At 72.2% G+C, this 25,163-nt stretch carries 18 protein-coding genes; 1 reads left to right on the forward strand and 17 read right to left on the reverse strand.

Translation table 11 applies throughout. The annotated features are described in order from the left end of the window. Positions 1-67: 67 nt before the first annotated feature. Complete coding sequence (gene metH / locus Msi02_RS24705; RefSeq protein WP_204050463.1) at positions 68-3,532, reverse strand: methionine synthase; 3,465 nt, start codon at positions 3,530-3,532, stop codon at positions 68-70. Between the two features lie 219 nt (positions 3,533-3,751). Between metH and Msi02_RS24710 the strand changes: the two genes are divergently transcribed. Beyond that, positions 3,752-4,606 carry a PAC2 family protein gene (locus Msi02_RS24710; RefSeq protein WP_079315266.1) on the forward strand — a complete coding sequence of 285 codons (855 nt, stop codon included), beginning with the start codon at positions 3,752-3,754 and terminating at the stop codon, positions 4,604-4,606. Here the strand turns inward: Msi02_RS24710 and Msi02_RS24715 are convergent. From Msi02_RS24715 to Msi02_RS24790, 16 genes are all read right to left on the reverse strand, one after another. Beyond that, positions 4,570-5,172, reverse strand: a complete 603-nt coding sequence (locus Msi02_RS24715) for a TIGR03086 family metal-binding protein (protein ID WP_204050464.1) — start codon at positions 5,170-5,172, stop codon at positions 4,570-4,572. The two genes, Msi02_RS24710 and Msi02_RS24715, sit on opposite strands and share 37 nt — an antisense overlap. Beyond that, positions 5,159-5,641: an SRPBCC family protein gene (locus Msi02_RS24720; RefSeq protein WP_204050465.1), complete on the reverse strand. Its 483-nt coding sequence runs from the start codon at positions 5,639-5,641 to the stop codon at positions 5,159-5,161. The genes Msi02_RS24715 and Msi02_RS24720 overlap by 14 nt, the downstream gene beginning before the upstream one ends. Next, positions 5,574-5,972 (reverse strand): ArsR/SmtB family transcription factor, encoded by a 399-nt coding sequence (locus tag Msi02_RS24725; RefSeq protein WP_373308297.1) that lies wholly within the window; start codon positions 5,970-5,972, stop codon positions 5,574-5,576. The genes Msi02_RS24720 and Msi02_RS24725 overlap by 68 nt, the downstream gene beginning before the upstream one ends. 97 nt (positions 5,973-6,069) lie before the next feature. Next, positions 6,070-7,005, reverse strand: a complete 936-nt coding sequence (locus Msi02_RS24730; RefSeq protein ID WP_239108671.1) for a PLP-dependent cysteine synthase family protein — start codon at positions 7,003-7,005, stop codon at positions 6,070-6,072. Next, positions 7,002-7,682 carry a TRM11 family SAM-dependent methyltransferase gene (locus Msi02_RS24735; RefSeq protein WP_204050466.1) on the reverse strand — a complete coding sequence of 227 codons (681 nt, stop codon included), beginning with the start codon at positions 7,680-7,682 and terminating at the stop codon, positions 7,002-7,004. Before Msi02_RS24735 ends, Msi02_RS24730 begins: the two co-directional genes overlap by 4 nt. Then, entirely contained in the window at positions 7,682-8,974 is a 1,293-nt protein-coding gene (locus tag Msi02_RS24740; protein WP_204050467.1) for an MFS transporter, read from the reverse strand. The genes Msi02_RS24735 and Msi02_RS24740 overlap by 1 nt, the downstream gene beginning before the upstream one ends. Further along, positions 8,971-10,245 carry an ATP-binding protein gene (locus Msi02_RS24745; protein ID WP_204050468.1) on the reverse strand — a complete coding sequence of 425 codons (1,275 nt, stop codon included), beginning with the start codon at positions 10,243-10,245 and terminating at the stop codon, positions 8,971-8,973. The genes Msi02_RS24740 and Msi02_RS24745 overlap by 4 nt, the downstream gene beginning before the upstream one ends. Then, entirely contained in the window at positions 10,242-12,173 is a 1,932-nt protein-coding gene (epsC, locus tag Msi02_RS24750; RefSeq protein WP_204050469.1) for a serine O-acetyltransferase EpsC, read from the reverse strand. Before epsC ends, Msi02_RS24745 begins: the two co-directional genes overlap by 4 nt. After that, positions 12,173-12,397 carry a tautomerase family protein gene (locus Msi02_RS24755; RefSeq protein WP_143737309.1) on the reverse strand — a complete coding sequence of 75 codons (225 nt, stop codon included), beginning with the start codon at positions 12,395-12,397 and terminating at the stop codon, positions 12,173-12,175. Before Msi02_RS24755 ends, epsC begins: the two co-directional genes overlap by 1 nt. A 47-nt stretch (positions 12,398-12,444) precedes the next feature. Continuing rightward, positions 12,445-16,383, reverse strand: a complete 3,939-nt coding sequence (locus Msi02_RS24760; protein ID WP_204050470.1) for a non-ribosomal peptide synthetase family protein — start codon at positions 16,381-16,383, stop codon at positions 12,445-12,447. Between the two features lie 349 nt (positions 16,384-16,732). Beyond that, the gene (locus Msi02_RS24765; RefSeq protein WP_239108672.1) at positions 16,733-17,464 is read right to left on the reverse strand and encodes a sirohydrochlorin chelatase; all 732 of its coding nucleotides are present in this window, start codon (positions 17,462-17,464) and stop codon (positions 16,733-16,735) included. Then, a complete protein-coding gene (locus Msi02_RS24770; protein WP_239108673.1) occupies positions 17,461-18,639 on the reverse strand; it encodes a uroporphyrinogen-III synthase in 1,179 nt (392 codons plus the stop codon). The genes Msi02_RS24765 and Msi02_RS24770 overlap by 4 nt, the downstream gene beginning before the upstream one ends. Continuing rightward, complete coding sequence (nirD, locus tag Msi02_RS24775; RefSeq protein ID WP_204050471.1) at positions 18,636-18,992, reverse strand: nitrite reductase small subunit NirD; 357 nt, start codon at positions 18,990-18,992, stop codon at positions 18,636-18,638. The genes Msi02_RS24770 and nirD overlap by 4 nt, the downstream gene beginning before the upstream one ends. Next, entirely contained in the window at positions 18,989-21,442 is a 2,454-nt protein-coding gene (nirB, locus tag Msi02_RS24780; protein WP_204050472.1) for a nitrite reductase large subunit NirB, read from the reverse strand. The genes nirD and nirB overlap by 4 nt, the downstream gene beginning before the upstream one ends. A 14-nt stretch (positions 21,443-21,456) precedes the next feature. Further along, positions 21,457-22,866: an FAD-dependent oxidoreductase gene (locus tag Msi02_RS24785; protein ID WP_204050473.1), complete on the reverse strand. Its 1,410-nt coding sequence runs from the start codon at positions 22,864-22,866 to the stop codon at positions 21,457-21,459. Then, positions 22,863-24,962 carry a molybdopterin oxidoreductase family protein gene (locus Msi02_RS24790; RefSeq protein WP_239108689.1) on the reverse strand — a complete coding sequence of 700 codons (2,100 nt, stop codon included), beginning with the start codon at positions 24,960-24,962 and terminating at the stop codon, positions 22,863-22,865. Before Msi02_RS24790 ends, Msi02_RS24785 begins: the two co-directional genes overlap by 4 nt. Positions 24,963-25,163 lie beyond the last annotated feature (201 nt).

The raw sequence follows: 25,163 nt of genomic DNA on the forward strand, positions 1-25,163 counted from the left end.
CGGTGAGACCCCCGATCAGGGGGGACCAACATGGTAAGGGGCGCGCGTGGACGCCCATGCGGCCGGTCTAGACGTTGAAGTACTTCGCCTCGGGGTGGTGGACGACCAGGGCGGAGGTGGCCTGCTCGGGGTGGAGCTGGAACTCCTCCGACAGCGTCACGCCGATGCGGGCCGGGTCGAGCAGTTCCATGACCTGCACCTGGTCCTCCAGGTTGGGGCAGGCCGGGTAGCCGAAGGAGTAGCGGCAGCCGGTGATGTTCACCTTGAGCATGTCGGCCAGCGACTCGTCGCCGCCGATGCCCAGCTCCGACCGCACCCGCGCGTGCCAGTATTCGGCCAGCGCCTCGGTGAGCTGCACCGACAGGCCGTGGAGCTCCAGGTATTCGCGGTAGGCGTCCTTGGCGAACAGCTCGGCGGTGGCCTCGCTGATCCGGTTGCCCATCGTGACCACCTGGAAGGCGACGACGTCGGTCTCGCCGGACTCGCGGGAGCGGAAGAAGTCGGACAGGCACAGGTGCCGGTCGCGCCGCTGCCGCGGGAAGGTGAAGCGGGTCCGCTCCTTCCCGTCGTCGTCCAGGATGATCAGGCTGTCGCCCTCGCTGACGCAGCGGAAGTAGCCGTAGGCGACCGCCGCCTCCAGCAGGTTCTCCGTCTGCAGCCGCTCCAGCCACATCCGCAGCCGGGGCCTGCCCTCGGTCTCGACCAGTTCCTCGTACGACGGGCCCTCGCCGCCCCGGGCGGCCTTGAGGCCCCACTGGCCCATGAACGTCGCCCGCTCGTCGAGGAAGGCGGCGTAGTCGGCCAGCGGGATGCCCTTCACGATCCGGTCGCCGAGAAACGGCGGGGTGGGCACCGGGTTGTCGGCCGCGACGTCGGAGCGGGCCGGCAGGTCCTCCTCGGCGGTCCGCTTCAGCACGGCGCCGGTCTTCACCCGCCGCGCGCGCAGCGGCGGCAGCGTCGCGCCGTCCTCGCCGCGCTTGACCGCCATGAAGGCGTCCATGAGGCGCAGGCCCTCGAACGCGTCACGCGCGTAGCGGACCTCGCCCCGATAGAGGTCGGCCAGGTCCTGCTCGACGTACGCCCTGGTCAGGGCGGCGCCGCCGAGCAGCACGGGGTACTTCTCCGCGAGGCCCCGGGAGTTCATCTCCTCGAGGTTCTCCTTCATGACCACCGTGGACTTGACCAGGAGCCCGGACATGCCGACCACGTCGGCGCGGTGCTCCTCCGCGGCCTCAAGGATCGCCGAGACCGGCTGCTTGATGCCGAGGTTCACCACGTCGTAGCCGTTGTTGGACAGGATGATGTCCACGAGGTTCTTGCCGATGTCGTGGACGTCGCCCTTGACCGTGGCCAGCACGATGCGGCCCTTGCTGCTGCCCTCGACCTTCTCCATGTGCGGTTCGAGGTAGGCCACGGCGGTCTTCATCACCTCGGCCGACTGCAGCACGAAGGGAAGCTGCATCTCACCGGAGCCGAACAGGTCGCCGACGACCTTCATGCCGTCGAGCAGCACGTCGTTGATGATCTCCAGGGCCGGCCGCTGGGCCAGGGCCTCGTCGAGGTCGGCCTCCAGGCCCTTGCGCTCGCCGTCGATGATGCGCCGCTTGAGCCGCTCCCACAGCGGCAGCCCGGCCAGCTCGGCCGCCTTGCCGGCCTTCATGGACGCCGCGTCCACGCCCTCGAACAGCTCCATGAACCGCTGCAGCGGGTCGTAGCCCTCGCGCCTGCGGTCGTACACGAGGTCGAGCGCGACCTGCCGCTGCTCGTCCGGGATCCGGTTCATCGGCAGGATCTTGGAGGCGTGCACGATCGCGGAGTCGAGCCCCGCGTTGACGCACTCGTTGAGGAAGACGCTGTTCAGCACCATGCGGGCGGCCGGGTTGAGGCCGAACGACACGTTGGAGACGCCCAGCGTGGTCTGCACGCCCGGGTAACGGCGCTTGAGCTCGCGGATCGCCTCGATCGTCTCGACGGCGTCGCGCCGGGTCTCCTCCTGGCCGGTGGCGATCGGGAACGTCAGGCAGTCGACGATGATGTCCTCGACCCGCATGCCCCAGGTGTTCACCAGGTCCTCGATGAGCCGGGTGGCGATGCGCACCTTCCCCTCGGCGGTGCGGGCCTGGCCCTCCTCGTCGATGGTCAGCGCGACCACGGCCGCGCCGTGCTCCTTCACCAGGCGCATGATCTTCTGGTAGCGCGAGTCCGGGCCGTCGCCGTCCTCGTAGTTCACCGAGTTGACCACGGCCCGGCCGCCGAGCATCTCCAGCCCGGCCTCCAGCACGGCGGGCTCGGTGGAGTCGATCACGATCGGCAGCGTCGAGGCGGTGGCGAACCGGAACGCCAGTTCCTTCATGTCGGCGACCCCGTCGCGGCCGACGTAGTCGACGCACAGGTCGAGCATGTGCGCGCCGTCGCGGGCCTGCGCCCTGGCGATCTCCACGCACTCCTCGTAGTCGCCCGCCAGCATCGCCTCGCGGAACGCCTTGGAACCGTTGGCGTTGGTCCGCTCCCCGATGGCGAGGTAGGAGGTGTCCTGCCGGAACGGCACGTGCTGGTAGAGCGACGCCGCCCCCGCCTCCGGGCGGGGCCGCCGCTCGCCGCGGGCGCGCCCGCCCACCCGCTCGACCACCTGGCGCAGGTGCTCGGGAGTGGTGCCGCAGCAGCCGCCCACGAGCGCGAGCCCGTAGTCGCGGGTGAACGCCTCGTGCGCGTCCGCCAGCTCCCCCGGGCTCAGCGGGTAGTACGCGCCGTCGGCGGTGAGCTGCGGCAGGCCGGCGTTCGGCATGCAGGAGATCGGGATCCGCGAGTGCCTGGCCAGGTAGCGCAGGTGCTCGCTCATCTCGGTGGGGCCGGTGGCGCAGTTGAGGCCGATCAGGTCGACGCCGAGCGGCTCGATCGCGGTCAGCGCGGCGCCGATCTCGGAGCCGAGCAGCATCGCCCCGTTGGTCTCGATGGTGACCTGCGTGATGATCGGCACGTCTCGCCCGGCGGCCTCGACCGCACGCTTGGCGCCGACGACCGCCGCCCGCACCTGCAGCAGGTCCTGGCAGGTCTCGATGATCAGGGCGTCGGCCCCGCCCGCGATCAGGCCGGCGGCGTTGTCCCGGTAGGCGTCGCGCAGCGTCTCGTACGGCAGGTGGCCGAGCGTGGGGAGCTTCGTGCCTGGGCCCATCGAGCCGAGGACGAACCGGGGCCGGTCCGGCGTCGACCAGTGGTCGGCGCGCTCCCTGGCCAGGCGAGCGCCGGCCTCGGAGAGCTCGAAGATGCGGTCCTCGATGCCGTACTCGCCCAGGGCGGCGCGGTTGGCGTTGAAGGTGTTGGTCTCGACGCAGTCGACGCCCACCTCCAGGTAGGCGTCGTGCACGGCGCGCACGATGTCGGGGCGGCTCACGTTGAGCACGTCGTTGCAGCCCTCGTGGCCCTGGAAGTCGTCAAGGGTGGGGTCGTAGGACTGCAGCATCGTCCCCATGGCTCCGTCGGCGATCAGGACTCGCTCGGACAGCACTTCTCGGAACGACGGTCTGCTGGTCATGGAGGCAAGCCTATCGGCCCTGCCGAACGGAATATCGTCCGCGCGCGGTAAGCGGGAATATCGGTTGTGCGAGGGGACGGCGGGCCCACATCCGCCGGCGCGGCGCCGCAGGTCACGGCCGTGCGACGGGCCGGTGCCCGGCGGAGGTGACGTTCGGGGCCCCTCACCGAATAGTCTTGGACTGAGCCATACTGCACAAGGCCAGTGAGGAGGCGGCGCGTGATCGAGTTCGAAGGGCTCCCCGAGCTCGTCGACCCGGTGCTGATCGCCGCGTTCGAGGGATGGAACGACGCCGGCGAGGCGTCCAGCGGCGTGCTCGCGCACCTCGAGTCCGAGTGGAAGGCCACCCCGCTCGTAGAGCTGGACCCGGAGGACTACTACGACTTCCAGGTGACCCGGCCGGTGGTCGAGCTCGGCGACGGCGTGACCCGCTCCATCGTCTGGCCGACGACGCGGCTGCTGCTGGCCCGTCCGCCGGGCGCCAAGCGCGACGTGGTGCTGCTGCGCGGCATCGAGCCCAACATGCGGTGGCGGTCGTTCTGCGCCGAGATCGTCGGGCTCTGCCACGATCTCGGCATCGAGCTGGCCATCCTGCTCGGCGCGCTGCTCAACGACTCGCCGCACACGCGGCCCGTGCCGATCACCGGCTCGGTCAGCGACCCCGGCATGGCCCGCGCGCTCAACCTGGAGCTGACCAAGTACGAGGGCCCGACGGGCATCGTGGGCGTGCTGCAGCACACCCTCGGCACCGCCGGGCTGCGGACGGTGTCCCTGTGGGCGTCGGTCCCGCACTACGTCGCCCAGCCGCCCAACCCCAAGGCCACCCTGGCGCTGCTGCGCCGCATCGAGGACATGCTCGACATCCCGATGCCGTACGGCGACCTGGCCGAGGAGGCGCGGGCCTGGGAGCACGGCGTGGACGAGCTGGCGGCCCAGGACAGCGAGGTGGCCGAGTACGTGCGGGAGCTCGAGGAGCGCAAGGACGCGGCCGAGCTGCCCGAGGCCAGCGGCGACGCCATCGCGGCGGAGTTCGAGCGCTACCTGCGCCGCCGCGACCGCGGCACCGACCGCTGACCCGGCCAGAACGGGTCCCTGCCGATGAAACCCAGCAGCCTGGTCTGGGCGTCGGCGCCGCCGGGCACCTCGACCCGGGCGCCGAACTGGCCGGAGGAGCGGATCGTCTGCTCCATCGGCTCCATCCCGGCGAGGAGCCGGGCGCAGAAGCCGGGGTCCAGCCGGTCGTCCTGACCGGTGGCCCTGGCCAGATCCCAGGTGTGCATGAACACGTCGGCGGTGTAGAACCGGTCGATCGCCGTCTCCAGCGGCAGGCTGCCGACGTGCGGGTTGGTGAGTTCCCGGTGCGCCGTCTCCGGATCGTCGAGCACCGCCTGCACCCCGTCGCAGTGAACCTGCCACGCGGCGACCGGGTCCTCGTCCACGGACGGTCCATGCGGCAGGCCTACACCGGCGCCGGAGGCGAGGAACCCGGGGAGCCACTCGGTCAGGTGACGTACGACGTCACGGGCGGTCCAGCCCGGGACCGGGGACGGCGCGTCCCAGGACCGGGCGCCGCGGACCCGGTCGGTGAACAGCCCGGCGACCTGCCGGTGCCGCTCGCCCGGGCGGTCAGACAGTGCCATCGGCGAGCATCCGGTCGAGCTTCGCGTATCCCTCGTCGACGCCGGTCTCCATTCCGCTGCGCAGCCACGCGTCGCGGCTTTCGAAGCTGTCGACCAGCGACTGCGCCCGCAGTCGCGTACGGCCGTCGCCCAGGTCCTCGAACCACAGCGTCTCCAGCGCGACTCCGTCGGGATCGCCCTCGAACGTGAAGGTCTGCACGATACGGCCCGGCCGTACCTCGTGGAAGCAGCCGTGGAAGCCGTACTCCGTGCCGTCGTGCACCGAGACGTACCGCCAGCTGCCGCCGGTGCGCGCGTCCCAGTGCTCGATCCGGGTGACCGTGGTGTCGGGACCCACCCACCGGGCGAACAACGCGGGGTCCGTGTGGGCGCGCAGCATCTGCTCCGGCGTCGCCGCGAAGTCACGAGTCACCCGGATGACCGGCAGCGTCGGGTCGGCCTCGATGACCGCCTCCATGATCCTCTTCATGCTCGTCTCTCTTCATCTCCGCCAGGACGGCGTCGAGGCGGCGGTAGCGCCGCTCGACGCGGTCCCGGTGCCGCTCGATCCAGGTGTCCATCAGGTCGAGGGCCTCGATCTCCAGGCGTACCGGCCGCGGCTGTGGCCCGCGCGGCCGGCTGACGAGCCCGGCGTCCTCGAGCACCCGCAGGTGCTTGTAGACGGCCTGCAGCGTCATCCGGTACGGCTCGGCCAGCTGGCTCACGGTCGCGTCGCCCTCCGAGAGCCGGGCGACCATGTCGCGCCGGGTCGGATCCGCGAGGGCCGCGAAGACCCGGGACAGCGCGTCCGTGGCCAACACCCCCTCAGTTTCAACCCGATAGTTTAAAGGACCGTAGGCCGTAGCTCCCCCCTTCGTCAACCCTTCGGTTGAAAGCGCTGCTCATGCCGTACGCCGGTCAGGCCGGCCACCAGCTGAGGTAGCGCTCGCCGGTGTCCGGGAAGATCGTCACGATCGTCTGCCCCGACAGGTCCCGCCGCCGGGCGAGTTCGGCGCAGCCGTACGCCGCCGCGCCCGAGGAGACCCCGACCAGCAGCCCGGTGGTGGCCGCGATGCGCCGGGTCATCTCGGCCGCCTCGTCGTCCGGCACGGTGATCACGTCGTCGATGAGGGTGACGTCGGTGACCGGACTGGTGAAACCGCCGTTGAGGCCGGGAATGCGGTGCGGCCCCGGGGCGCCCCCCGACAGCAGCGGGGAGCCCGCCGGCTCCACCGCGACGACGCGCAGCCGGGGGTTGCGCTCCCGGAGGTAGCGGGCCGTTCCGGTGAGCGTGCCGCCGGTTCCGACCCCGCACACCAGCACGTCCACCTCGCCGCCGGTGGCGGCCCAGATCTCCGGTCCCGTGGTCGTGTAGTGAGCCATGACGTTGGCGGGGTTCTCGTGCTGGCGGGCGTACCAGGAGCCGGGGAGGGCGGCGTGCAGTTCCGTCGCCCGGTCGACGCACCCCTGGAAGCCGAGGACGTGGTCGGTGAACTCGACCCGGGCGCCCAGCATGCGCAGGGTCAGCGTGCGCTCGCGCGACGCGTTGTCCGGCATCACGACGACGCACGGATATCCCCGGCTGACCGCGAGCGCCGCCAGGGCGATGCCGGTGTTGCCCGAGGTGGACTCGATCACGGTCGCGCCGGGAGTCAGGGCCCCCGACGCCTCGGCCTCCTCGATCATGCGCAGCGCCACCCGGTCCTTGATGCTCGACAACGGGTTGGCCGCCTCCAGCTTGGCGAGCAGGGTGGCGGACGGGGGCAGGCCGTCGAGGGCCAGGCGGAGCAGGGGCGTGTTGCCGATGAGATCGTCGATCCTGGTCGCGATCTCACGGCCGATCAGGGGGATCATGCCTGCTCCTTCGCGGCCACCAGCAGGTATTCGTGCGAGCGGTTGGTCACCATCGGGTCGCCGTCGTCGCTCACCGGCCGGGGGTAGCAGTGGATCCGCTCGTCGCCGAGGGTCAGATGCCGGCCGAGCACCCGGGCGACGTCCCAGGCCAGCGGCACGAACCTGCCGGCCAGGCGGCGGTTCTGCACGGCCAGCACCGCCCGCGCGCCGGGCCGCATGACCCTCGTCACCGCGGCGAAGACGTCGTCGAGCGCGCTCAGGTAGTCCTCGTAGTCGCGCAGGGCGTAGAGCTGGCCGTCCACCTCGGAGTCGATGTCCAGGTCGGTGCCAAAGTAGGGCAGGTCTCCCAGGACGAAGTCCACCGACTCCTCGGGCAGCGGCGGTTTGCGGGCGTCGGCGCACAGCATCGTCTGGCCGGGGTAGGCCTCCAGGCGCTTTCGCGCCTGCTCCGCGCGCTCGGGCGAGACCTCCAGGCCGATCCCCTTCCGGGACTCCACCGCGCACGCCACCAGCGTGGTGCCCCAGCCGGCGAACGGGTCGAGCACGACGTCACCCGGCTCGGTCATCTCCACGATCAGCGGCCTCAGCTGGCTGACCCAGCCGCACTGGCCCGCGGCCTCCGGCAGCGCGTACGCGGGGTCCTCTCCCTGCAGCACGTGCCAACTCGATCTGCCCATCAGTCCACACCAGCCTTCTGTGTCTCGGCCGCCGCGGCGCGACGGTCGTCTGTCTCTTCCGGGTCTTCGGGTGTCCGCGCGTGGACGGCCCGGGCGGGCAGCCGGGGCTCCAGGCGGAGCATGGTGAGGGCCGAGCAGGCGACGCCTCCCGCGAGCAGCAGCCACATGGAGACCGGCGACAGGCTCAGCAGCGCGGTCAGCACCGCCGGAGCCAGCGTGATCGGGATCGCCCAGGAGAACTGGTAGACCGCCATGTACCTGCCGTGGGTCTCCTCGGGAGCCGCGCTCGACACGAGCGCGGACAGCGGCGCGCCGTGCAGCATCTCCCCCAGCGTGAACAGCGCCGTCGCGGCGAAGACCCCGGCAAGGGCGACCGACTGGACGGTGACCCCGGCAAGCAGGGCGAACACCGCGAACGACACCGCGAACGTGGCGGCGCCCGTCGCGACGGTGCGGGTGCGCCGGTACCGGATCAGCCGCCGCGTCACCGGGATCTGCAGCAGCGCGATGCCCACGGTGTTGACCGCGTACAGCACGCCGACCAGCGACGCGGGGACACCCAGCTCCTGGGTGACGTAGACGGGCAGCGCCACCGACAGCACCATGTAGCCGAAGGCGGTCGGCACGTTCTGCAGGGTCAGCGCGAGGAACGTCCGGTCGCGCAGGACGAGGCGGTATCCCCCGCTCGGCCGGGCCGTCTCCGCCGCCCGCCCTGCCGTGCGCGCCTGTCCGCCGGGCACCGGGATCGTACGGAGGATCAGCGCCGCGCCGACGAACGCGGCCGCGCTGACGAGGACGATCACCCGGTAGGCGGCGCCGCTGCCCAGGCCGAGGGCCGCGCCCGCGATGAGGCCGCCCGCGCCGAGGCCGGCGTTGCGCAGGCTGCGCTGCGCGGCGAGGAGCCTGTCCCGGTCCGCGCCCCGCGCGATCGCGGCGACGAACGACTGGATCGACGGCGGATAGGAGCCGTCGCCGAAGGCCACCAGCGCCACCGCCAGGAACATCGTCAGCGGCGAGTCCACCAGCGGGTAGGTCGCGAACCCCGCGGCGCGCACCAGGTAGCCGCCGACGACGACGGCGCGCGCGCCGAACCGGTCGACCAGCACGCCCGCGACGGGGTTGCCGACCAGGCTGAACAGCGCCGCCGCGGTCATGATCACGCCGACCCGTTCGATCGGCAGCCCGGTGACGTGGTGGAAGAACAGCAGGGACAGGGGCAGGTACATGCCGCTGCCGGTGGCGTCGACCACCATTCCGGCCATGTAGCGCACCCGCGTCGACGGACGGGTCATGACGGCACCGCCCCGATCCGCACCTGCTCCTCGAGCCGCGCGCCGAGCGAGCGGAGCCTGCGCTCGCACTCCGCGCGGGTGGGGGCCGAGGCGATGGCCACGGTCAGGAAGTCGGCCGAGCCCGAGGCGGGCGGGACCACCTGGCCCGGCCGCGCGTAGAGCCAGAAGTGCTCCACCCAGGGTTCCTGAGGCGGGTCGGGCAGCGCCTGGATCAGTCCCGGCCGCTTCATCATCAGCACCTGACCCGCCATCCGCGCCGGCTCCGGCCGCCTCCCGGGGCGTACGGCCCGCTCCACGTCGGGCAGCGGCAGGCCGAGCTGGGCCCGGATGGAGCATTCGGCGAGGTTGACCCCGAACAGCGTGTGGAAGACCTCGCGGATCTTCCCGCCGCCGGACCGGCAGGCGATCTCGCACAGCACCAGCCGGTCGTCGGGCGTGTGGAAGATCTCCGCGTGGAAGGCGTGGTCGCGCAGCCGGCCGCCGGGCCGCCGCAGCGCCGCCAGCGTCCGCCCGGTCAGCTCCAGCAGACGGCCGGTGAGCGGGTCGCCGGGGTCGAGCGCCAGGTCGACCCGGGAGCCGGGGTCGGTGCCGAACGAGGCGAGCTCGTACTGGTACTGGGAGGGCCAGGCCAGCACGACCTCGCCGTTCACCACCAGGCCGTCGACGTGGCACATGCGGCCGGGCACGTACGCCTCCAGCAGCAGGTCGTCCCGCTGCTCGTCCCCCTGCGCGCCGTACGCCTCGGCGAGGAAGGCGGTCAGCGCCTCCCGGTCGCGCAGGATGCGCAGGCCGATGGAGTTGAAGCCGGACCTGTTCTTGAACACCAGGGGGAAGCCGTGGTCGTCGGCGAAGGCCAGCGCGTCCGCCGCGGTCTTCGGGACGGTGTGCGGGGCGACCTCCACGCCGGCCCGCACGGCGTGCTCCTTCATCAGGGCCTTGTCCCGGAACGGCAGCACGTCTTCGGCCAGGGGACCGGGCAGCCCGAGCTCCTCGCGCAGCGTGGCCACGCGCAGCACGTCGGCCTCGTGCTCCCCGATCAGGTGCGTGGCGCCGTACTCGGCGGCGAGCCGCGCGATCCGCGCGGGCACCTCGTCGTCGTGGTCGAAGAGCTCCAGGTGCGTGTAGCCGAGGTTTCCCTCGGGGATCGGCTCGCCGAACGGCTCGAACCTGTCGCGGGCGGCGAGGATCACCACCGGGCCGTCGTAGTCGCGCAGCCAGCGGTCGTACGGGAACGGCTCCAGCGGGTTGCGGTGCAGGATCACGACACTCATGCCGGCGCCTCCGTGAGCGAGCGGACCTCGGCCACGCGGGCGAGCCAGGTCCGTCCGTCCTCGCCGGCCACCCGGATCCGGATGGCCTCCCCGGCGATCCGCTCGCCGCGGTGGATCGCCTCGGTGGTGTCGGGGCCGGTCACGGCCACCAGGCCGAGCCTGTCCCAGTTGTCGCGCACCGCGTGCACGGTGTCGCCGGGCTTGGCGGTGACGCGCACGTCCAGCACGCCGTCCCGCGCCGCGGCGTCGGCGACGCCCTCCACCGACTCGACCCGCCCCGGCTCGCTCACCAGCGACCGGACGCAGGCCCCCGCATGCGCCTCGGGCCGGTCCGGCAGCTCAGGAACCAGCCCGAACGGCCACCCGAGCGCGTACTCGATCATGTCGATGCCGTACGCGGCGCGCACGAGCTCGGGGATCATGTCGCCGGCGATGCGGTTGTGGCTCTCGATGATCACCGGGCCGCGGGCGCCGAGCCGCACCTCCGTGTGCGTGACGCCGTCCCTGAGGCCGATCTGGTCGAGGAAGCGGGTGACGGCGGCGCGGATCCGCTCCTGCTCAGGCTCCGCGAGCCGGGCGGGCACGGCGTGGCCGAGCTCGGCGAAGCTGTCGTGGTGGCCGAACTTCTCCGTGATCGCCACCACCACGTGACGGCCGGCGAAGCTGAAGGCCTCGACGCTGAACTCCGGCCCCTCGACGTACTCCTCCATGAAGAAGTCCTGCAGGAGGTACATCGTCGAGACCCGGTCGGTCCGCGTGCCGCGCAGTCCCTCCACGGTCACCCAGACCCGCTCGGCGTCCTCGGGCCCGGCGACCCGGAAGACGCCGATGCTGGCGGTCGCGTCGGTCGGCTTGACGATGAACGGGTAGCCGTGGGCGGCCGCGAAGGCGTCCAGGTCGCCGCGCCGCAGGAGGGGCGCGGCGGCCACCGCCGACGGGTCGAGGCCGGCCAGGTGGCGGCGCATGGCGAGCTTGTCGCGGAACAGGCGGGTGACCTCGTAACCGGTGCCGCCCAGGCCGAACAGGTCGTTGATCCGCCCCGCGTTCTCCAGTCCCGGCTCGGTGATGGAGACCGCGACGCGGAAGCCGGGCTCCTCCCGCAGTTCCCTGGCGACGGGCTCGACGGCCGCCCAGTCGGTGTAGTCCAGGACGCGCAGGACGTCGGCGAGGCTCTCCTGCTCGGCGTTGACCTTGGTGGGGTGCTGGAGCAGCAGCACGCTCAGGCCGAGCTCCTTGGCCTTGCGCACGGTCTCGTCGGTGGCGCCGACGATCAGAACCGTGCTGTCCGGATTCATCGATCCATTCCTTTCGTCAGGTAGTGGGGCCGGGCGGGCCTGGACGGCCCTGTCGCGAGGCTCGGAAACGGTCCCCAGGGGGGCGAGGGCGCGCGCGCCGGCAGGCACGTCCCCGACGACCAGCGCCCGCGCCCCGATGACGGCGTCGTCTCCCACGCGCACCGGGCCGAGGACGGTCGCGCCGGCGCCCAGCACCACGCGGGCCCCGATCACCGGGTGCCGCCGTTCCCCGTCCGGACGCAGGTTGTCGCGCCACCAGCCGACCGCTCCCAGGGTCACCTGGTGGTAGATGGTCACGTCGTCGCCCACGACCGCGGTCTCCCCGATCACCACGGCCGCGCCGTGGTCGACGAAGACCCTGCGCCCGAGCACCGCGCCCGGGTGGATCTCCACTCCGGTGACGGCGCGCGCGAGGAGCATCAGCAGCCGGGCCGTCAGCCGGCGGCCGCGCCGGTGCAGCCGGTGGGCGACCCGGTGCAGCCACAGCGCCGGAAGCACCGGGTGCAGCAACGCCTCCTTCCGGTCGAGGACGGACGGATCCCGCTCGACGATCGTCCGCAGGTCCTCGGCCAGGAGGCGCAGCAGTCCCGGGGGTCGTTGTCCGCGCGGCGCGGGCGCCTGGTCGTCGTTCATCAGTAGTTCGGGGTCTTACGGAGCAGATGCCCGCGTCCGACGATCTCGGGTTGGTAGACCAGCCGGTCCCACTCCTCCTGCGCGACCGGTTCGAGCGCGATCGAGACGAAGCCCTCGTCGCACTCGAAGGTGTCCCGTATGGCGCCGCTCACCGCGGCGATCAACGCGGCCTCCTGTTCACCGGTCAGGGGGCGCGCGAAGTATTTGATGTTGACGTGCGGCATCTTCGCCTCCTCGTGTTCACCGGGGCGAACAGCTGGTGTCGGTGGAATTACAGGCCGGGCACCCGGCGCAGGGCCCGCCGCAGCTCCCGCAGGCCCGGCCCCTTGAGAACGCCGTAATGATCGGCGTCGAGCGCGACGACGGAGGGCGTCCCGGAAAACCATCCGTGCCCGCTCTCGGCGAACGACGTTTCGTCACCCCGGGCTTTCAGAATCGTCACCGGCGCGTGGACCGGGCGCCGCGCTCCATCTCCGGTCCGGTTTCTCATCTGATACGTCCGGGCCACGGTCCGGACGATTCTCCGGACCAGGTCGGATTCGATATCCGGGAAATGTGTGCCGACGAACGACACGAAGCCGTCCTCGTCCCCGACCTCCTTCAGGCAGTCCTCCAGCAATGGCCCGTCCATGCGCCCGGCGAAGACCGAGAACAGAATCGAGAGATACTTCCGGTTGGTGTAGACGGGCTCGTCACCACCGCCCGGATCGCCGCCCGCGGGGACCCGCGGCGACCCGGGAGCGATGAGCAGCAGGCGCTCGACCTGCTCGCCCGTCTCTTCGAGCCGGCGGGCCACCTCGAAGGCGACGCGCGCGCCGAAGGAGTACCCCCACAGCGCGTACGGCCCCTCCGGCTGGACCCTCCTTATGGCCCGAATATCCTCCTCGGCCATCTCCTGGACGGTGGAATACGGAACCTCTTCCTTATTTATTCCGTAAGCCTGAAGGCCGTAGAACGGCCGGTCAACCCCTATCTCCTCGGCCAGCGACCGGAGGTTCATGGGATAACCACCCAGACCGGGCCAGCAGAAGACGGGATTTCCGGAGCCAGTGGAATTGAGCCTGACCAGACGCGAGGAGGATCCCGCGCCGCCGGCCCGGACCTCGATCGCGAGTTTCTCCACGGTCGGCGCCCGGAACACCACCTGGAGCGGGAGCGAGCAGCCGAACTCCCGGTTGATTCCCTTGACGAGCGCCATCGCGGTCAGCGAGTTTCCCCGGGAGACGAAGAAGTCGTCCCGCACGGAGACCTTCTCCTGCTTCAGCACCCTCTCCCACACGCGGGCGATCCGTTCCTCGTCCTCCGTTCGGGGGGCGACGAAGGGCTCGCCGGAGGCGCCGGGGCCGCCCAGGTCCAGCGCCTCCAGCGCCTTCGTGTCGATCTTCCCGTTGGCCGTGCGCGGCAGTCGGTCGAGGATCACGACCCGGTTGGGGAGCATGTAGTCCGGCAGGAACCCGATCAGGTCGTCCCTGATGATCTCCGTCGGGCCCCTCATGTGGACGGCGTCCTCCTTCATCCCCGTGCTCAGCACCTGCTCCTCGCTGACACGGCCGCCGACCGCGAAGTAGAACGGGCCGGGCTCCCGGCCACAGGCCCGCAGGATGCTCTCCATGCGCCTCGCCGACGGCAGGTCGTCACCGGTCTTCGAGCTGTAACCGGACGACATGAGGCCAAGGCCCAGGTCGTTCATCTGCAGGCGGTGGAGCCTGCGGCCGAGGTCGATATAGCCGAGCCAGTCCGGGCCGGTCCTTCCGACCAGTGCGACGCCGAAGCGGGACCGCCGGTAGACCTCCTGGTTGATGGCCACGACGTGCTTCTTCAGGATCATGTCGCCCGAGATCCTGTGCAGGTCGCCGGCCGCGTACCGGTAGAGGCCTTCGTCCAGTCCCCGGACCCGGCCGGGGTGGGCCTGCACGTAGACGTCGAGCGAGTCCTCCGGCCGCGGCCCGGCGTACGGCACCACGGCGAACGTGCCGAGGTAGTCGTCCTCGTCCGCGCACTCCAGCCGGTCCTTCGTCTCGGGCAGGTAGCCGGCGGCCCTGATGTCGAGGCCGTGCTCCGGGAGGATCTCCTCGAACAGCCCGACCATGTGGCCAGCCTCGATCTCCAGGACCTCACGGACGTTCTTCTTGTAGATCGGCTCGATCGCCCGCCGCTTGCCGACGAAGTGGATTCTCAGTCGCGGCGTCGCCGCGGCCGCCGTCTCCCGGATGAGGATCAGCTGATGCCGGACCGGGTGGTAGTAGTGGTATCCGGGCCGCACGCCGTCGAGGCCGCCGATCTCCAGGTACATCTGCGTGGCGTAGAGGGACCCGGGGGACGCGTAGCCGTACTTCGGCAGCATCCGCTCGTCACTGGAGAACTGCCCGAAATACCGCAGGATCTCGCCGAGTTCGGCGAGGCCCAGGCTGTCGAGGCCGCGCGGACGGGTGGCCGTGCCCGTCCTTTCCAGCAGCCGCACGATGTCGTCCTTGGTGACGTCGCCGCCCTCGAAGAAGCGGTAGGTCTTGCGGGCGAACACCCGCCTGCGCTGCTGCGCCGTCGCCGTCGCGCCGGGCAGGCGGGTCACCGCCTTGCCGCGGATCTCCGCCTCGTCGCGGCATCCTCCGTCCGACAGTTGCGCCCGCACCTGGAGCCTGCTGTCCTTCGACAGGTGGTGGGCGCCGTGCTCGCCCTGGTCCATCAGGGCCGCTTCCCTGGGATTCAGCTCGACGTACGCGACGAGCTGCCGGCCCCCGGTGGCGGAGTCGTCCTTGACGACGACCGCCGCGTTGCTGACCCAGTCGTGGCTCTCGATGCCCAGCCTGATCTCGTCCAGCTCGATCCGGAACCCCCGCAGCTTCACCTGGTTGTCGACCCGGCCGGCGAACTGGAGGGTGCCGTCGCCGTTCCAGTACGCCAGGTCGCCGGTCCGGTAGAGCCGGGAGGACTCCTGTCCGTCGCCGAACGGGCCGGTGACGAACCTCTCCGCGGTCAGGTCGGGCCGGTTCAGGTACCCCCGCGCGAGCTGGACGCCGCCGATGTACAGCTCGCCGATCTCACCCGGGGTCGTCAGCAGGCGGTCGCCGTCGAGAAGGTGGAACCGGGTGCCGTGCGCCGGCGTGCCTATCGGAATGGTCTGCGGGCCGTCCGCGACGGCCCGCCTGTCGACGACGAAGCTGGAGGAGTTGATGGTGCACTCGGTCGGCCCGTAGAGGTTGACCAGCTCGCAGTCCGGCAGCACGTCCAGGCAGTGCAGCGCGAGGCGCCGGGAAAGGGCCTCCCCGCCGCTGAAGAGCCGGGTGAGCGACGTGCACTCCCCCAGCCGCTCGGTGTCGAGCAGCGCCTGCAGGAGGGTCGGGACGCACTGCAGGGTGGTCACGCCGTACGCGACGACGGTGTCGATGAGCGCTTCGGGGTCGCGGTAGAGACCGGGGGCTCCCATGACGACCGTGCTGCCGCAGGCCGGCGCGAGGATCTCCCACTGCGCCGCGTCGAAGCTCAACGGGGTCTTCTGCAGGATGACCTGGTCCCGGTCGATCCCGTGGACGGCGTTCAGCCACCGCATCTGACTGACGATGGCGCGGTGCTCGATCACCACGCCCTTCGGCCTGCCGGTGCTTCCGGAGGTGTAGACGACGTACGCCGCGTCGCCGGGACTGATGCGGGCGGCGCTGTCCGCGTCGCCGGCCGCCGCCGCGGGCCCGTCGGCCTCGTCCAGGGCGACTATCGTCGTGCCCCTCGGCGCCAGCTCCGCCAGGCGCGCGGCGAGCGCCCGCTGGGTCAGGATGACCGAGGTCCGGGAGTCCTCGATCATGTAGCGCAGCCGCTCCTCCGGGTACTCCGGGGACAGCGGGAGGTACGCGCCGCCGGCGCACAGGATGCCCCAGACGCCCGTCATCAGCTCCATCGACGGCTCGGCGAACAGGCCGACGCAGTCGTCGGCGGCCACGCCGAAACGTCGCAGGCGGGCGGCCAGGGCGCCGCTGCGCTCGGCCAGCTCGCGATAGGTGAGGCGTTCGCCGCCGTAGACGCACGCCGTGCGGCCCGGCTGTGCCAGCACGTGCTCGCGGAGCAGGTCCGGCAGGCATTCGCCGGAGGGCAGGCGTCGCGTCTCGTCGAACTCCCCGGCGGCCGGGGGCCGCGGGGCCGGCGGCACCGGGCGTACGGCCGGACCGCCGACGGCGATGACGCCCTGGGTGCTCGCCTGATCTTTATCGTCAAGGCTCATATGGCCTCCTCGTTCGGAGGGCGCGGCGGCGGGTTCGCCGCTCAGGAAGCGCGGGCCGCGGTCCACTCCGGCGCGTCACGGGCACGCCGGAACGCTGCCGGTCCCCTGGTGGACAGATCGGTGGCTCATGTGGAAGCCACGGGCCTGCTCACGAAGGACCGGATGTGGACATGCGGATCATGGTGGTGCGCTTCCGGCTCCGCGCACATCTCCCTGCGTGCGCTCCCGCGGGGGCGGCGGCCCTGACGATCTCATGATCCTCGGCGCAGGAGGCAGCGCGCGAGGCGGTCCCGGAACGCGTTGAGAAAGGCGCCAGGAAAGGCGCCCGGAAGGCGTGGAAGTGGTCCGTTCAGCTCCGGGTGCCGGCGGCGTAGGACGCGGGGGCGGGCGGAACGGCCGCGCCGGGCCGGGCGAGGGCCTCGTCGAACCGGGCCCAGACGAGGGCGGCCAGGTCGTCGTCCACGCCGAGGGGCGCGCTGACCAGGTCGGCGCCGCCGCTCATCAGGCGGTCGTGGAAGAAGCCGGGCGCGAGCAGGTAGGAGGCGACGGCGACGCGCGGGGCGAGGCCGGCCCTGACGCGCTCCAGCGCCTCGGCGAGCGTGGGCGTCCCGGCCGAGGCGAAGGCGGCGGTGACGGGACGCGAGAGCCGTACGGACAGCAGCCGGGCGGCGGCGCGGACGTCGTCGAGCGCGGCGGGGTCGGACGAGCCGGCCGCGCCCAGGATCACGGCGTCGCAGGGCCGCAGGCCGGCCGCGGCCAGGCGGCGCGCCAGCACCGAGGTCAGCAGGCGGTGCGGTCCGAGCTGCCCGGCGACGACCGCGTCGGGCCGGGTGCGGGCGACGACGGCCGGCAGGTCGATGTGCGCGTGGTATCCCCCGGCGAGCAGCATGGGGACCACCACGACCGGTCCCGCCACCCGCGACAGCACGTCGGACAGCAGCGGCGCGCTGATCTCCAGGAAAGCGAGTTCGACCGGCGCGCCGGGCCGGGCGCGGCGCACCCGGGCCGCCAGGGAGTCCATGACCGACTCCCAGTGGCCGCTGCGCGCCCCGTGCGCGGCCATCACCAGAGTCGGGGTCACCGCTCGTCCCGGCCACAGGCGAGGCGGTAGCCGCGCTTGACGACGGTCTCGACGATGCCCGAGGGGCCGAGCGCCCGGCGCAGGCGGGTGATGGCCATCTCGACCGCGTGCTCGGCCGAGTCGCGGGAGGGGCCGCCGGGCAGCACGACCCGCAGGTCGGCCCGGTTCACCACGTGCCCGGGACGCTCGGCGAGCCGCTTGAGCACGGCCATCGGGGCGGGCGGCAGCGGCTTGAGCTCGCCGTCGACCACCACGGCGTGGCCGCGGATCTCCAGCTCGTGCCCGCCGGCGACGAGCCGCGTGACGCCGCTTTCCGGCAGGTGGCGGGCGAGGGTCCGGGCGAGCGCGCCGAGGCGGGCCCGGTCGGGCTGGACGACCGGCACGCCGCGCTGGGTCAGCGGCCCGGCCGTGACCGGGCCCACGCAGGCCGCGACCACGCGGGTGCCGAACGCGGCGAGCAGCGCGTCCTCCAGCCCGTCGGCGCGGGCGGCGCCCAGCATGGCCAGCACGGCGGGCGCGCTGGTGAAGGCCACCGCGTCCACCGAGCCGGTGATCGCCTGGCTGATCAGGCGGCGCAGCGGCGAGGTGTCGCGGTAGGGCAGCCACCGGTAGACCGGCACCTCGATCACCTCGGCCCCCGCCTCCCGCAGCGCCGCGACGAAGCCGTCGAGCGGCTCGCCGTGCAGTTGCACGGCGATGCGGCGGCCGTGCAGGTCCTGCGCGAGCAGGTACTCCTTGACCTCCTCGCACGACTCGGTGGCCGGCGTCCAGAAGTCCACCAGGCCGGCCGCGCGTACGGCCCCGCGCGCCTTGGGGCCGCGGGCGAGCAGCCGCGCGCCGCCCAGGTGCGCGTTCAGGTCGGCGGCCAGGCCCCAGCCCTCCGCCGCCGCCATCCACCCGCGGAACCCCACGCCCGTGGTGATGACCACGTCGTCGACGGGCGCCTCCAGGCAGGCCCGGGTGGCGGCGAGCAGCCCGGCGTCCTCCGCGAGCGGCACGATGCGGATCGCGGGCGCCCGCACGACCCGGGCGCCCCGCCGTTCGAGGAGCGCGGCCAGCTCCTCGCTGCGGCGGGTCGCCGTCACCCCGATCGTGAACCCGGCCAGCGCGTCCGGCGCCGTCTCCAGGCTCATCGGGGCACCGTCCACGAGTGCGGGGTCCACCAGCGCGGTCATACCACGCTCACCTCCACGGTTCCGTCGGTGACTCGAATGGGATAGGTCGGTACGGCGACGCCCGGGTCGTCCGCGCACACGCCCGTCACCAGCGAGAACACCTGCTTGTGCATGGGCGAGGCCACGGTCGGCTCGCCGTTCCTGGTGCCGACGATGCCCCGGGACATCACGTACGCCCCGCTGAACGGGTCGAGGTTGCCCAGGGCGTACAGGGCGCCGTCGAAGGTGCGGAAGACCGCCACCTGCCGGTCGCCGACGAGCACCGCCGCGCCCCGCTCGGGCAGCAGGTCGGTGTAGGAGCAGACCGGGGTCCAGTGGCCGGCAAGGGCCGGGGTCTCGTCGAGGATGGTCATGTGCGGGTCACCTCCAGTGGGATAAGCACCGGCTTGATCTGGTCGCGCTCGGTCTCGAAGGAGATCGAGGGGTCGGGAACGCCGGGGGCGTTGACGAAGCTGACGAAGCGGCGCAGCTTGTCGGGGTCCTCGATGGTGGCGCGCCACTCGTCGACGTACGTGGACACGTGCCGCTCCATCTGCGCGTCGAGTTCCGCGCAGATGCCGAGCGAGTCCTCCATGATCACCTCACGGAGGTAGTCGAGCCCGCCGTCCAGGTTCTCCAGCCACGCGGCGGTGCGCTGGAGCCGGTCGGCGGTGCGGATGTAGAACATCAGGAACCTGTCGATGGTCCTGACCAGGTCGTCGGTGGACAGGTCGGACGCGAGCAGGTCGGCGTGGCGGGGCTTGAAGCCGCCGTTGCCGCCCACGTAGAGGTTCCAGCCCTGCTCGGTCGCGATGATGCCGAAGTCCTTCGACCGGGCCTCGGCGCACTCCCTGGCGCAGCCGGAGACGGCCGACTTCAGCTTGTGCGGCGAGCGCAGGCCCCGGTAGCGCAGCTCCAGGGCGATGGCCAGGCCCACCGAGTCCTGCACGCCGTAGCGGCACCAGGTGGATCCGACGCAGGACTTCACCGTCCGCAGCGCCTTGCCGTACGCGTGGCCGGACTCGAAGCCGGCGTCGACGAGGCGGCGCCAGATGGCGGGCAGCTGCTCGACCCGGGCCCCGAGCAGGTCGATGCGCTGCGCTCCGGTGATCTTCGTGTAGAGCCCGAACTCGCGGGCCACCTCGCCGATCACGATGAGCTTGTCCGGGGTGATCTCGCCGCCCGGGATGCGCGGGACGACCGAGTAGGTGCCGTTCTTCTGGATGTTGGCCAGGAACTGGTCGTTGGTGTCCTGCAGCGCGGCCTGCTCGCCGTCGAGGATGTGGCCGCGGCCGAGGGAGGCGAGGATCGAGGCGACCGCGGGTTTGCAGATGTCGCAGCCGCGGCCGGTCCCGTGCTCGGCGATGAGCTGGGAGAACGTCGTGATCCCCCGGACGTTGACGATGTCGAACAGCTCGGCCCTGCTGTGCGGAAAGTGCTCGCACAGCGCCTTGCCGACGTCGACGCCCGACTTCACCAGGATCTGCTTGAGCATCGGCACGCAGCTTCCGCAGGTGGTGCCGGCCCGGGTGCAGTCCTTGATGCCCTGCACGTCGGTCAGGCCCTTATCGGCGATGGCCGCGCAGATCCTGCCCTTGGTGACGTTGTTGCAGGAGCAGACCTGCGCGTCGTCGGGCAGGTCGACCGATGCCTTGCCCGCGCCGGCGAACAGCAGGTCGCTCGGCGCGCCGGGCAGCGGCTTGCCGACGAACGGCCGCAGCGCGTTGTACGGCGAGGCGTCGCCGACGCAGATGCCGCCGAGCAGGGTCGTGGCGTCGTCGCTGATGAACAGCCGCTTGTAGACGCCGCCCACGGGGTCCATGTAGGTGACGTCGAGCGCGCCCGACATGGCCCCGAACTGCGCGACCTCCACGCCCATCAGCTTGAGCTTCGTGGACATGTCGGCGCCGGTGAAGGCCGCGGACCCGTCCAGGATGCGCTCGGCGGCCACCTCCGCCTGCGTGTTGCAGGGCCCGACGAGGCCGTAGACCATCCCGCCGGCCAGGGCGCACTCGCCGATCGCGTAGATGTGCTCGTCGGAGGTGCGCATGCCCTCGTCGACCACGATGCCGCCGCGCTCTCCGACCTCCAGGCCGCAGTCGCGGGCGAGCTCGTCGCGCGGCCGGATGCCGGCGGAGAAGACGACGACCTGCGCCTCGATCGCCTCGCCGTCGGGCTTGACGAGCGACGTGACCCGGCCGTCGGGGCCGGCCTCGATCGAGCGCACGCCCGCGCCCGTGTGGATCGTCAGCCCGAGCCCCTCGATGTGCCCGCGCAGCACCGAGCCGCCGCCCTCGTCCACCTGGCGCGGCATGAGCCAGCCGCTCATCTCGATGATGTGCGTGTCCAGGCCGAGCCCGCGCAAGGCGTCGGCCGCCTCAAGGCCGAGCAGGCCGCCGCCGATGACCACGCCCGCCCGGGCGTCCCGCGACGCGTCCCTGATGGCGTCCAGGTCGTCGATCGTCCGGTACACGAAGCAGCCCGGCAGGTCCCGGCCCGGCACCGGCGGCACGAACGGCGCCGACCCGGTGGCCAGCACCAGCACGTCGTACGGCTCGCTGTCGCCGGCGTCGGTGGTGACGGTGCGGTTCGCGCGGTCGATCGCGGTGACGCGGACGCCGGTCCTGAGCGTGACGCGGTCCGGAACCGGATAGGTGAGGTCCTCGACGCTCTTGCCGCTGAGGTAGGAGGTGAGCGCCACCCGGTCGTAGGCCGGGCGGGGCTCCTCCCCGAAAACGGTGACCGTCCCGTCGAAGCCCCGGCCGTCGAGCGTCTCGATCAGGCGGTGTGCCGCCGGGCCGTGTCCGACAACGACGAGTCTCATGCGCTTACGGTCCCTCATGCGCTTACGCCCTCCTGCTCACACAGCCAGCCGACGATGCCCTCGACCGCGTCGCGACAGCTCCCGCAGCCGGTGGTGGCCCTCGTCGCGGCGGCCACGGCCTCCACGTCCCGCGCGCCGGACTCCCAGCACGCCCTGATCTGGCCCTTCGTCACGTTGTTGCACTGACAGACCCGGGCCGAATCCGGCATCCGAGTGGGGCTGTCGGCCACCGCCGCGCCGCCCACGCCCGCGAGATCGGGGAACAGCAGCCCGGTGCGGTCGCCGGGCAGGGGACCTCCCCGGTCGAAGAGCTGGGTCAGCGTGCCCACCGCGGAGGTCTCGCCCAGCAGGATCGCGCCGACCAACCGGCCGTCCCGGATGACGAGTTTGCGGTAGGTGCCCTTGTGCCGGTGGGAGAAGCGGACGATCTCCGCCTCGTCCTCCGTCAGCTGGGTCTCCCCCATCGCCGCGAGCTCCACGCTCCTGGCCTTCAGCCGGGTGACCAGCCGCGAGCCCCGGTAGCGCGCGCCCTTGTCGGCGCCTGTGACGAGGTCGGCCACGACCGACGCCTGCTCCCAGCCGGGGGCGACCAGTCCGTAGACCCGGCCGGCGTGCTGGGCGCACTCCCCGATCGCGAAGATCGACGGGTCGTCGGTGCGCAGCTCGTCGTCCACGACGACGCCGCGCTCGACCTCCAGCCCCGCGTCCCGGGCGAGCCCGACGACCGGGCGCACGCCGCAGGCGAGCACGACCAGATCGGCGTCGATCAGCTCGCCGTCGGCGAGTTCGACGTGCCGCTCCCGGATCGCGCTCACGGTGACGCCGGTGCGGATGGCGACGCCGAGCGCGCCGAGCGTCTCGCGGAGGATGAGCCCGGCCTCCTCGTCGAGCTGGCGCTCCATCAGGTGCCCGGCCAGGTGCAGCAGCGTCACCGGGACGCCCCGGCCGGCCAGGCCGCGCGCCGCCTCGATGCCGAGCAGCCCGCCGCCGACCACGACCGCGCTGCGCGCGCTCGCGGCGGCCTCCCTGATCCGCTCGCAGTCGTCCAGCGTGCGGAACGCCGTCGCCCGCTCCACGCCGGGGATCGGCGGGACGACCGGCTCGCTGCCCGTGGCGAGCACGAGCACGTCGTACGGCTCTCGCGTCCCGTCGGCGGCGACCACCGTCTGGCAGTCCCGGTCGATCGCGGTGACCGCGACACCGAGGCGGGCGGTCACGCCGTGGTCGGCGTACCAGCGCGGGTCGAGGAGCCGGACCTGGTCCGGGCTCGACGTGCCGGCCACCACGTTCGACAGCAGGACCCGGTTGTACGGCTGCCACGCCTCGGCGCCGAACACCGTGATCTTCACGTCCTTGTCCCGGGCGCGGACCTCGCTCACCAGGCGCGAGCCCGCCATCCCGTTCCCCACCACGACGAGCCTCACGCGACACGCTCCCCGTCTTCCGCGCACCGCTCGATCGCGGCGGCGCAGACCTTGAACTCCGGCATCCGCGACACCGGGTCGAGCGCCGGATTGGTGAGCAGGTTGACGCCCTCCCAGTGGAACGGCATGAACAGCGTGTCCGGCCGGATCGAGGCGTTCACGCGGGCCACGCCCTCGGCGGCGCCCCGGCGGCTGCGCACCCGGACGCGGTCGCCGGGGGCGACGCCCAGCCGCTCCGCGAGGTCTGGGTGCAGCTCCACGAACACCTCGGGCGACGCCTGCGTGAGCGGGCGGATGCGGCGCGTCTGCGCCCCCGACTGGTAGTGGGCGAGCACCCGCCCCGACGTCAGGTAGAGCGGGAACTCCTCGTCCACGTCCTCGGCGGGCGGACGGTGGTCCACCGGCACCAGGCGGGCCCGGCCGTCGGGAGTGGCGAAGCCGTCCAGGAACGGCCGCGGGGTCCCGGGGTGTGGATCGGAGTGGGGGTCCCCCGCCGTCTCGGGACACGGCCAGAACACACCGGTCTCGGCCGCGATCCGCTCGTAGGTGATGCCGGAGTAGTCGGCGACGCCCCCGGCCGAGGCCCGGCGCAGCTCGTCGAAGACCGTGCGCGGGTCGGCGGGGAACTTCTCGCCGCAGCCGAGCCGCTCGGCCAGCCCGTGAAGGATCTCCAGGTCGCTGCGCGCGCCCGGCGGCGGCGCTGCGGCCTGGCGGCGCAGCAGGACCCGGCCCTCCAGGTTCGTCATCGTGCCCGCCTCCTCGGCCCACTGCGTCGTGGGGAGCACGACGTCGGCCATGGCCGCGGTCTCCGACAGCACGAAGTCGGAGACCACGAGCAGGTCGAGCGCGTCCAGCCGCCGGGCGACGTGCCCGGCGCGCGGCGCGGAGACGACGGGGTTGGAGCCGAACAGCAGCAGCGCCCTCGGTCCCTCCGGCGTGCCGAGCGCGTCCAGCAGCTCGTACGCGGACCGGCCGCGGCCGGGCAGGCCGGCGGGGTCGATCCCCCAGACGGCCGCGACGTGCGCCCGCGCCGCCGGGTCGTCGATCTTCCGGTAGCCGGGGAGCTGGTCGGCCTTCTGGCCGTGCTCCCTGCCGCCCTGGCCGTTGCCCTGGCCGGTCACGCAGCCGTAGCCGGAGCCCTCACGGCCGGGCAGCCCGAGGGTGAGCGCCAGGTTGACGAACGCGGTGACCGTGTCGGTGCCCTTGGCGTGCTGTTCTGCGCCCCGGCCGGTCAGCACCATCGCGCGCTCCGCCTCCCCGAGGATCCGTACGGCCTCGCGCATCTGCGCGACCGGGACGCCGGTGACGCGCTCCACCCGCTCGGGCCACCAGGCCGACACGGAGGTGCGCACCTCCTCGAAGCCGGTCGTGCGGGCGGCCAGGTAGTCCAGGTCGGCGTACCCCTCGGCGATCGCGATGTGCAGCAGGCCGAGCGCGAGCGCGAGGTCGGTGCCCGGGGTGACCTGCAGGTGCAGGTCGGCCATCTTGGCGGTCTGGGTGAGGCGCGGGTCGACGACGACGAGCCGGCCGCCTCCGGAGCGCATCGCGGTCAGGTGCCGTACGAAGGGGGGCATGGTCTCGGCGACGTTGCCCCCGGCGAACAGGACGGCACCGGCACGGGCGATGTCGGTGATGGGGAACGGCAGCCCCCGGTCCATGCCGAAGGCCCGGTTGACCGCAGCCGCCGCCGAGGACATGCAGAACCTGCCGTTGTAGTCGATCTGGCTGGTCCGCAGCGCGACCCGGGCGAACTTGCCGAGCTGGTAGGCCTTCTCGTTGGTCAGCCCGCCGCCGCCGAACACCGCCACGGCGTCCGGCCCGTGCTCCGCCCTGATGGCCTCGATCCGGGCCGCGACGTGGTCGAGCGCCTCGTCCCAGCTCACCGGGCTGCCGTGCAGCAGCGGGGTGGTGAGCCGGTCCGGCGAGGTCAGCAGCTCCGCCGCCGTCCAGCCCTTCTGGCACAGGCCGCCGGCGTTGGCCGGGATGTCCTCACGCGGGGTGATCTCGCCCTTCCCGACGTACATGCCGCACTGGAGCGCGCAGTACGGGCAGTGGGTGGCCGAGCCCACGGTCGTGCCCACGGCGGCCTGTGACATCACAGGATCGGGAGCGTGTAGTGAGATCGGCATGGATCCGATGGTGCTGACAGGCGGTTTCACCGCTGGGTCCCTTCTGTTACCGCTGTGCTACAAGGCGCCAACCGCGCTAACTTCGGCGAGCGCGGCGTGTGAGAGACCCCGTCGTCTCGAAAGCTCACTTGTGCTGTCGCCGCTCGTGAGGCATGAGTCCGGAAAAAG

Origin of the sequence: Microbispora siamensis (genome assembly GCF_016863095.1) — a bacterium.
Classification (GTDB): Bacteria; Actinomycetota; Actinomycetes; order Streptosporangiales; family Streptosporangiaceae; genus Microbispora; species Microbispora siamensis.

Bases quoted from the DNA above. Each gene is read 5' to 3' on its own strand.
- metH (WP_204050463.1), bottom strand. From the start codon at position 3,532: ATGACCAGCAGACCGTCGTTCCGAGAAGTGCTGTCCGAGCGAGTCCTG.
- Msi02_RS24770 (WP_239108673.1), bottom strand. From the start codon at position 18,639: ATGACCGCGCTGGTGGACCCCGCACTCGTGGACGGTGCCCCGATGAGC.
- Msi02_RS24760 (WP_204050470.1), bottom strand. From the start codon at position 16,383: ATGAGCCTTGACGATAAAGATCAGGCGAGCACCCAGGGCGTCATCGCC.
- Msi02_RS24745 (WP_204050468.1), bottom strand. From the start codon at position 10,245: ATGAGTGTCGTGATCCTGCACCGCAACCCGCTGGAGCCGTTCCCGTAC.
- Msi02_RS24755 (WP_143737309.1), bottom strand. From the start codon at position 12,397: ATGCCGCACGTCAACATCAAATACTTCGCGCGCCCCCTGACCGGTGAA.
- Msi02_RS24720 (WP_204050465.1), bottom strand. From the start codon at position 5,641: ATGAAGAGGATCATGGAGGCGGTCATCGAGGCCGACCCGACGCTGCCG.
- Msi02_RS24740 (WP_204050467.1), bottom strand. From the start codon at position 8,974: ATGACCCGTCCGTCGACGCGGGTGCGCTACATGGCCGGAATGGTGGTC.
- Msi02_RS24735 (WP_204050466.1), bottom strand. From the start codon at position 7,682: ATGGGCAGATCGAGTTGGCACGTGCTGCAGGGAGAGGACCCCGCGTAC.
- nirB (WP_204050472.1), bottom strand. From the start codon at position 21,442: ATGAGACTCGTCGTTGTCGGACACGGCCCGGCGGCACACCGCCTGATC.
- nirD (WP_204050471.1), bottom strand. From the start codon at position 18,992: ATGACCATCCTCGACGAGACCCCGGCCCTTGCCGGCCACTGGACCCCG.
- Msi02_RS24715 (WP_204050464.1), bottom strand. From the start codon at position 5,172: ATGGCACTGTCTGACCGCCCGGGCGAGCGGCACCGGCAGGTCGCCGGG.
- Msi02_RS24730 (WP_239108671.1), bottom strand. From the start codon at position 7,005: ATGATCCCCCTGATCGGCCGTGAGATCGCGACCAGGATCGACGATCTC.
- epsC (WP_204050469.1), bottom strand. From the start codon at position 12,173: ATGAACGACGACCAGGCGCCCGCGCCGCGCGGACAACGACCCCCGGGA.
- Msi02_RS24790 (WP_239108689.1), bottom strand. From the start codon at position 24,962: ATGTCACAGGCCGCCGTGGGCACGACCGTGGGCTCGGCCACCCACTGC.